Annotated in this window: 7 protein-coding genes; all 7 read right to left on the bottom strand. The window is 62.2% G+C overall.

Annotated elements, in window-relative coordinates:
- On the bottom strand, window positions 1-1,303 hold a 1,303-nt coding region (locus tag VN887_10965; GenBank protein ID HXT40526.1), incomplete at its 3' end, for an aspartate aminotransferase family protein.
- Window positions 1,304-1,467: 164 nt separating this feature from the next.
- Window positions 1,468-2,826, bottom strand: coding sequence for a nucleoside hydrolase-like domain-containing protein (locus VN887_10960; GenBank protein HXT40525.1), 1,359 nt, complete (start codon window positions 2,824-2,826; stop codon window positions 1,468-1,470).
- Window positions 2,823-4,031, bottom strand: a complete 1,209-nt coding sequence (locus tag VN887_10955; GenBank protein HXT40524.1) for a nitrilase-related carbon-nitrogen hydrolase — start codon at window positions 4,029-4,031, stop codon at window positions 2,823-2,825. Before VN887_10955 ends, VN887_10960 begins: the two co-directional genes overlap by 4 nt.
- Entirely contained in the window at window positions 4,028-5,041 is a 1,014-nt protein-coding gene (locus VN887_10950) for a hypothetical protein (GenBank protein HXT40523.1), read from the bottom strand. The genes VN887_10955 and VN887_10950 overlap by 4 nt, the downstream gene beginning before the upstream one ends.
- Window positions 5,042-5,102: 61 nt before the next feature.
- Entirely contained in the window at window positions 5,103-5,669 is a 567-nt protein-coding gene (locus VN887_10945; GenBank protein HXT40522.1) for a hypothetical protein, read from the bottom strand.
- Between the two features lie 150 nt (window positions 5,670-5,819).
- Complete coding sequence (argB, locus tag VN887_10940; protein ID HXT40521.1) at window positions 5,820-6,695, bottom strand: acetylglutamate kinase; 876 nt, start codon at window positions 6,693-6,695, stop codon at window positions 5,820-5,822.
- 34 nt (window positions 6,696-6,729) lie between these two features.
- Window positions 6,730-7,399: bifunctional ornithine acetyltransferase/N-acetylglutamate synthase (locus tag VN887_10935; GenBank protein HXT40520.1), on the bottom strand; the 670-nt coding region annotated here is incomplete at its 5' end.

The following is a 7,399-nucleotide window of genomic DNA, read 5'->3' as shown; positions in this document are numbered from 1 at the left end:
TGACTCTGGTGATAATTGCCAGCCCTTCCTCCGCTTCACTCCGACGCAGGTTCAGCGGCGGCAACAGGCGAATGACATGGCTGCCCGCCGGGATCGTCAACAGCCCCGCCTCGTGCAGGCGGTTCACAAACTGGATGGACGGCGCCCTGCCGTTGTTGGCGAACGCCGCGTTGTCCGCCGCCAGCTCGACGCCGATTAACAGGCCGATTCCGCGCACGCCCCGGATCACTCGCGGATGCTCCTGCGCCAACCGCGCGAGGCCGGTTTTCAAAAACTCGCCCATCGCGCGCGCGTTGTCGGCGAGTTTCTCCCGTTGGACGACCTCAAGCACGCGCAGCGCCACGGCGCAGGCGAGCGGCGTTCCGCCGAAGGTCGTCGCGTGTGTGCCCGGCCCGAGCAGATCCGCGAATGGCGCCCGGGCCCAGAACGCGCCCATTGGAAATCCGCCGCCGAGCGACTTCGCCATCGAAATGCCGTCCGGCAGAAACTGGAGGGCCGCGCTTTGTCGCGGCCCTGAATTCGTCGGCGTTGACGGAGCAACGCCCTCCAGAATTCTTTGAAAACTTTGAAACCGGCCGGTGCGGAAATGTCCGTCCTGCACGCCGTCCATCAGGAGCAGCAACTTCTTTTCGTCGCACAACGCGCGCAGGCCGAGCAGATATTCCGGTGTCGCGGGCGTAATGCCGCCTTCGCCCTGCACGCCTTCGATGAGCACCGCGGCTGTCGCGGGCGAAATCGCACCGCGCACCGCAGCGAGGTCGTTGTAGGGGACGTGGCGGAAGCCGGGCACGGCCGGCTCGAATCCTTTCTTCACTTTTTCCTGACCGGTGGCGGCGATGCCCGCCAGCGTCCGGCCGTGAAAGGAATTCAGCGTGGTGATGATTTCGAAGCGGCCTTCGTCGTGGCCGAACTTGCGCGCGAGCTTGAACAGTCCTTCGTTCGCCTCGCCGCCGCTGTTGCAGAAGAAAACTTTGCCCGGACCAATGAGATTCACCAGGGATTCGGCCAGGCGCCCCTGCGGCTCGGTGTAGTAAAGGTTCGAGACGTGGACAAGCTTGCTCGACTGCTCGAGGAGCGTCTTCGTGATTTCCGGATGCGCGTGCCCGAGGCAGCAGACCGCGATGCCGCCACCGAGATCGAGGTAGCGTCGCCCCGCCACGTCGTAAAGATAACTGCCCGAGCCGTGACTCAGCGCGAGATCGAAGCGCGCGTAACTCGGGATCACGTTCTTCTGAAACAAAGCCTGGATGGCGGCCACGTCGTTGCGGACGATGGCGGGCGGGGGAGGAATGATTTCTTTCATTGATTCAGTCGAGTGAACGGGGAAAAGGCGTCGCGAAGGAGCGGCATCTCCCGTAAAGGGGAGTTCAGCGGCGCGCCGGATTTCTCTCAACACCTGTCATTGCGGATGAATTACAGCTTGCGCGTGAACTTTTCAAGCAGAACTCCGTTTCAACGACGTCGGGTTCATTTCGACGTTCCGTTCGGCGGCATGAACGTCACCACGACCCGTCGATACCTGGTCAACGGTGGCGAACCATCGTCGCTGACTGCCAGGATGAAGTGCGCGGTTTGTGTCGAGGAAACCTTCGGCGCGACGAACGACGCCTTCGCCGAGGTGGAGTTCTGAACTTCAATGCGGCCGCCGCGATAGCTTCCCGGCTCGGGGTAATGAAACCAGTGGAAGTGAAGGCTGTTGCCGTCCGGGTCGCTCGACTCGCTGGCGTCCAACTGGACAGTTGCGCTGGACGCCGCCGTTCGCGCCGGTTCGCCTTTCATTCGCGGCGCGGGCGGATGGTTGGCTTGCGCGAAATCTTTCACGCACCAGTCGAGACGCGCTTTGAAGTCGTTCTGAATCGCCCCGGCCCAGCGCGCGAGAATGTTGTCGCGATTCGTCGCGCCGTTCCAGGCATCGAGTTGGTTGGCCCAGAAATAGCGCGCATTCGGAAAGTTCGTATTCATGCCGTAGCGCCCAGCCCAACTGCCCCACGTCGGTTGGTCCGGGTCGTTCATTCCGGTCGGCACCAGATAAAGGAACGTCATGGTGTCGCCTTCCTTTTGCCAGTGTGTCGTATTCGTCGGATACATGGCGCCCAGCGGGCCGTGGCCGGTGAGGCAGTCACGAACGAGGTCGAATCCTCCGGCCTTCGCGGTCAACGCGGAGAAGCGATGATACCAGCGCTTGCCGTCGCGTTCGGGATGGAACGTGTCCACCCAAAACGGAAACGGCGGGTCAATCTTCGAAGTGTGATCTCCGAACGCGTCGGCTGACGAAAGCCGCAGCCGGCTCTTGAACGCCGCGTAACCGGCGCGACCGCGTTCGTGAAGCACCTTGTCGAGCGCGCGGCGCAGGTTGTTCGTCGCGGCGCCGTGGTCGGAGCCCCAATCGGAATACCAGAGCGGGCGCGGATCGTCGCGATCAACGGCAGTGATGATCAGATTCACGGCTTCCTGTGTGTCGTTGTCGCCGGGGACAGTGCGCTGCCACAGATGTTTCAACGTCGGGTAACGCGGGTCGTGCTTGCTCAGGTTTGGATGGCATTCGCCGTAGGCGCGCAGCAGACGCCGCACGATGCCCGGGCCGGTGCGCTCGGGATTTTTGTTTTCGCCGTCGCGCGCGCGCGGCCGGTTGGCGATGATGCCTTCGACGTCCCATTCGTTCGCGTAGAGAAGAAAGCGCACGAGCGACTGTTCATCGTCCGGGTCGCCGCCGGCGTCGGTCTCGATGATCAGGCGCAAACGCTCGGCGGCACCTGCTTTCGGACCGAACCCGAACGGCAGCACGCAGAGCAGCAAAAAAAGACCGGTTCGCGCGCGTCGAGTCATCGCGCGTCAGCATGGTGGAGCTTCTCCAGACGCTCCTCCGCCACCCGGTCAATCCAGGTCTTTGGATACTCGCGCCGCAGCCGTTCAAATTCCTTGATCGCTTCTTCGGTCCTGCCCTTGCCGGCCAGCGTCGCCGCGGCTTTGAACTCCTCTTCGCCGCGGGTGAGCGTCCGGCTCGCGATGCGCACCGCCTCCTCAGCGGTGGTTTCGGCGGGCACTTTCTGCAACACCGGCGGGTTCGTGTCGGTCAGGATGCTGAACGCGGACGGCGCGCGCTCGCGAAACAACCGGGCGCGCATGTCGTGTTGATGGTTCATGGAGTCGCCGCCTTCGCGCCCGCCGAACGGATCAATGTCGGCAATCGCCAGTCCGTCCTTTTCCCCGGCGCGCGCGAGCACTTTGCCTTGCGGAGAAATGATCATGGACCCTGAGCCGCGCTCCGACACGACGAGGTAAACGAAGTTTTCGACTGCGCGCGTGCGAAACGCCGCGAGGTTGATGTCGTCATCGCCGATCGCCGCGCCGCCCAGCGTCGGATGAAAAATGATGTCCGCGCCGCCCAGTGCCAGGCAGCGTGCCGTTTCGGGAAAAACCATGTCGTAACAGATGAGCATGCCGACGCCACCCAGATCCGGCGTGTTGAACACGGGATACCCCGTGCCGGGCTTCTTGAATCGCTCGTGAATCACCGGGATCGTTTTGCGATAACGTCCGATCTCGCGTCCGTCGCGGCCGAGGAAGAAGGCCGTGTTGCAAATCGCGCCGTCCGCCTCGACGAAGTCGTTGCAACAGACGAGATACATCTTGTGTTTCGCAGCGGCCGAGCCGAGCCGACGCAACATCTGCTCGACCGCCCGGGGCAACACCCGGTCCGCGAGATTTTCATTCGCGGCCAGCCACGTGCCCAGACCGAGCGTGTCCTCGGGAAACGCGACGACGTCGCAGCCGGCCGCGCCCGCCCGGTTCACAAGGTTCTCGAGTTCGGCCAGCGTCCCGTCCACTTTTTTCAGGACTTCACCGGGTTCGCGGACGTGCCAGTCGATCAGGCGCGATTTGGGCTGAGTCGCGCCGATGCGGACGGTTCGATGCGGCGTGGCCGTGTTCGAGTCCGCGCTGGCGCGCGGAACGGTGTCCTGGCCGCGCGCGGCGGCACTGAAAGCGGCCGCGAGACTCAGCGCGAGGAACATCGTTTGCGTTGTTTTCATGGTTTCGTTGTTTGCACCGGTCCTATGTAAGTGGTCGCCACCACGATGTCATCGAACCAGACGCGGTTGGTGGGATTCGGTTTTGCCACTTTGTTCTGGCGCGCGGCGTTCTCGGTGACGTAGTGGAGCAACCAGAAGAAATTGATCTTCAGATCAGTGCTCGTCCGGAAGTTGAATCCTTCGAACGGTTCGCCGCCCTCGTCGCGCAGGGCGAAGCCCATGCCGCTCCACGGCCCACGACGTGCGCCCGGCGCGAAGTGCGCGACCGGTTTGCCGTCGAGCCAGAGCGCCAGCTCGCCGTCGTGCTTGTCCGGAGTCGAATTCAACTGGAGCATGATTTCAACGCACTGCCATTTGTCTTTGGGAATCTGCTGCGGTTGCGCCGGACGAAGTCCGTTGCCCCAATACTTGTTGTCCGCGGACACTTTCATCTCGTGCCAGTAGGCGTAAAAGAACCACGCGCCCGGCGGCGGATACGTGCCGTATTCGCCGAACGGTTCGATGCCGACGGTGACGCGCTCGTCGCCGCGCGGACGCTCGCCCGCGCCGCCTTGCGGCCAGGACGTCGAGGGATGATAACCTCCGAAGTGCACGAAGTGATGCGTGTAATCGTTTTCAGGCGCGAACTTCACGTAGAATCGGGCGAACGCGCGGTCCACTTCGCGCGGCAAACGGCGGTAGAGATGTCCGCCGGTGTTCTGTCCGAGCGTCGCGGTGGACTGAATACAGCGTTTGCCGCTGCTGCCAGGCGGCACGGAATCGCTGAATGCCAGCACGCGGCCGCCGTCATTGCTGACGCTTTCCCAGCGCTTCGCGAGGTCGTCGATCGAGCCGGACTCGAAATCCTCGTGGAGCAGCACCTGCGGATCGCTCTCGATGCCGCGGTCGCCTGGATACCGCGCAGCCAGGCCGGGACCCTCAGGCAGACGCGGCGTGTTCTCAGCCGCGTTGCCGCCGCTGGTTGTAAGCCAAACGATGGCAAGAGAGGTGAACGTAAGAAGAATCTTCATTTCCTGAGTTTCAGTAATCCGTCTTCCGCGGACGCGTGCAGTGGAGATGACGGCCAGAATTTTACTTTTCTGCTTTCAAAGCGTCCCAGGTTTCAAGGTAAATATTTTGGACCGGGGCAGCAACAGCCAGTTCGCGCGAGAGATTGCGACGTTTGATCAACTCCACAACATCGGTCTTGTCCTGGAGCCGGCGCAGCGGCGAGGCCGACCAACTGTCCAGTTTGAGTGAGACGAGATCTTCCAGGCTGACAATTTGCGGACTGCCAGCGGCAGTTTTGGGCTGTGGGAACGGCACCTTGCAGCCATGCCGCAACACTTTGCCGGCCGGCAACAAGTCAACCTTCACTTGATTGCGGCGATCGAGCAGGCGGTCCTCCACGCCCGGCACCCGCGCAAATGGCCCGGTTACGTCGGCGGTCAGGAATTCGGCTGCTTCCAGGACGTCGGGCACGACAATGTCCACGTCCAGCGTGAGTCGTGGATACCCGTGTTCCTGCACCGCGAGCCCGCCGACGATCAAATGAGGAATTTCAAAATGCGCCAGCGCTTCCGCGGCTGCGCGCGCAGTCTGCTCCAGCCCGGTTGTGCCGGTGTTCTCGCGCAGAATGTAAGCCTCTCGATCCGTCATCCGGTGAAGCGTCGCACAGCACAAACGGCGCATCAATGCTTTTGCACGACGCACAAACAACGCACGCGGATGAGAGTCTCAAGAACCCCTGTTGAGCGCCACGAGCCAGCAGGCGACTTGCAGGCCCGGTGCCCCACCGGCCGAATTTCCTCAAAGCACGACTTCCGTGCCGACACCTTCGTCAGTGAAAATTTCCAAGAGCACCGCGTGCGGCACGCGACCGTCCACCAGCGAGACTTTCTCCACGCCGGCTTTGATGGCGGCCACGGCGCTGTCCACTTTTGGAATCATGCCGTTGTCCACAATGCCCGCCCGCTTCAGGCCGTCAACCTCGTTCGTCTGCAAGTGGGCGATGAGCGTGGCCGGATTTTTCGGATCTCGCATCAGGCCGGGCACGTCACTCATGAAGACGAGACGCCGGGCTTTGAGCGCGATGGCCACTTGTGCCGCCGCGACGTCGGCGTTGCAATTATAAACCTTGCCGTCCTCGCCGCGCGCGGTCGGGCTGATCACCGGCGTGATGCCTTGCTTGATGCAGTCCAGCAACGGCGCCGTGTTGACGGCCACGACGTCGCCGACGTAACCGATGTCGAACGATTGGCCATCTGCGCCGGCCGGCATGAACTTGCGGCAGGTGAAAATATCCGTGCCGGCAAATCCCTTTGCAGCGCCGCCGAGCGAGTTGATCGTGGCGACGATTTCCGGATTTATTTCGCGAGAGAGCACGTGATCCACGACTTTCACGGCCCCTTCATCCGTGACGCGCTGGCCCTGGATAAAGCTGGCTTTCAAGCCGGCGGCTTCCATCGCGCGGGTGATGGCTTTGCCGCCGCCGTGGACCACGACCGGGTTGATCTCGACCGCTTCGAGAAACACGATGTCGCTTGCGACACCGTTGCGAATGTTCGGATCAGGCGAATCCATGAAACTGCCGCCGTATTTCACAACAAACGTCGCGCCGCTGAATCGTTGAATGTAAGGCAATGCCTCGAGCAATGTCGTGGCTTTGGTGATGAGGTCGTGCATGCAGTTCAGGTCTTATTCGAAGACGCGACTTCCTCTATCCGCCGAGCGACGCCGGATCGCTCACGTCGCCCTTGTTGAAGTCCACATATTCCTCGGTCAGGTCGGCGGCATAGATCATGGCGCCATGTTTGCCGAGATTCAGATTGATGTGGAGATCAAATTCCTTCGGCGTGACGGCGGCGCAGAGACTTTTGAAACTCGCGCTCGTCGGCTGGCCGCGCTTGAGGCTCCAGAGAATCTTCCGGCTTTCCGGCGCGCTGTAGCCGACGTCCACCTTCTCTTCGACGACTTTCGCGGGCGAGTATCCGAGCGCGTCAATGATGCGTCCCCAGTTCGGGTCACCGCCGTTCCAACTCGTCTTGACCAGGGCGCTGTTGGCCACGGCGCGAGCGGCAGCGTCGGCGTCGGCGAAGGATTTGGCTCCGGCGACGCGGACCGTGACGAAACGAGAGACGCCTTCGCCGTCGCGCACGATCATCTTCGCAAGTTCGAGGCAGACGTGGTTGAGGCCGGATTGAAAAGTCTTGAGTCTTGAGTCCTGAGTCCCAAGTCGTGCGTTGTTTGCCAGTCCGTTCGCCAGAACGAGGACCGTGTCGTTGGTGCTCATGTCCCCGTCCACCGTTATGCGATTGAAACTTTGCGCGACCGCTTCCTGCAGCGCGACTCGGAGAACCTTCGCGTCGATAGCGGCGTCGGTCGTAATG

The sequence above is a fragment of the Candidatus Angelobacter sp. genome (assembly GCA_035607015.1).
Taxonomy (GTDB): domain Bacteria; phylum Verrucomicrobiota; class Verrucomicrobiia; order Limisphaerales; family AV2; genus AV2.
This window is presented reverse-complemented; position numbering and strand designations above follow the sequence as displayed.

Bases quoted from the DNA above. Each gene is read 5' to 3' on its own strand.
- VN887_10960 (HXT40525.1), bottom strand. From the start codon at position 2,826: ATGACTCGACGCGCGCGAACCGGTCTTTTTTTGCTGCTCTGCGTGCTG.
- VN887_10955 (HXT40524.1), bottom strand. From the start codon at position 4,031: ATGAAAACAACGCAAACGATGTTCCTCGCGCTGAGTCTCGCGGCCGCT.
- VN887_10950 (HXT40523.1), bottom strand. From the start codon at position 5,041: ATGAAGATTCTTCTTACGTTCACCTCTCTTGCCATCGTTTGGCTTACA.
- VN887_10945 (HXT40522.1), bottom strand. From the start codon at position 5,669: ATGACGGATCGAGAGGCTTACATTCTGCGCGAGAACACCGGCACAACC.
- argB (HXT40521.1), bottom strand. From the start codon at position 6,695: ATGCACGACCTCATCACCAAAGCCACGACATTGCTCGAGGCATTGCCT.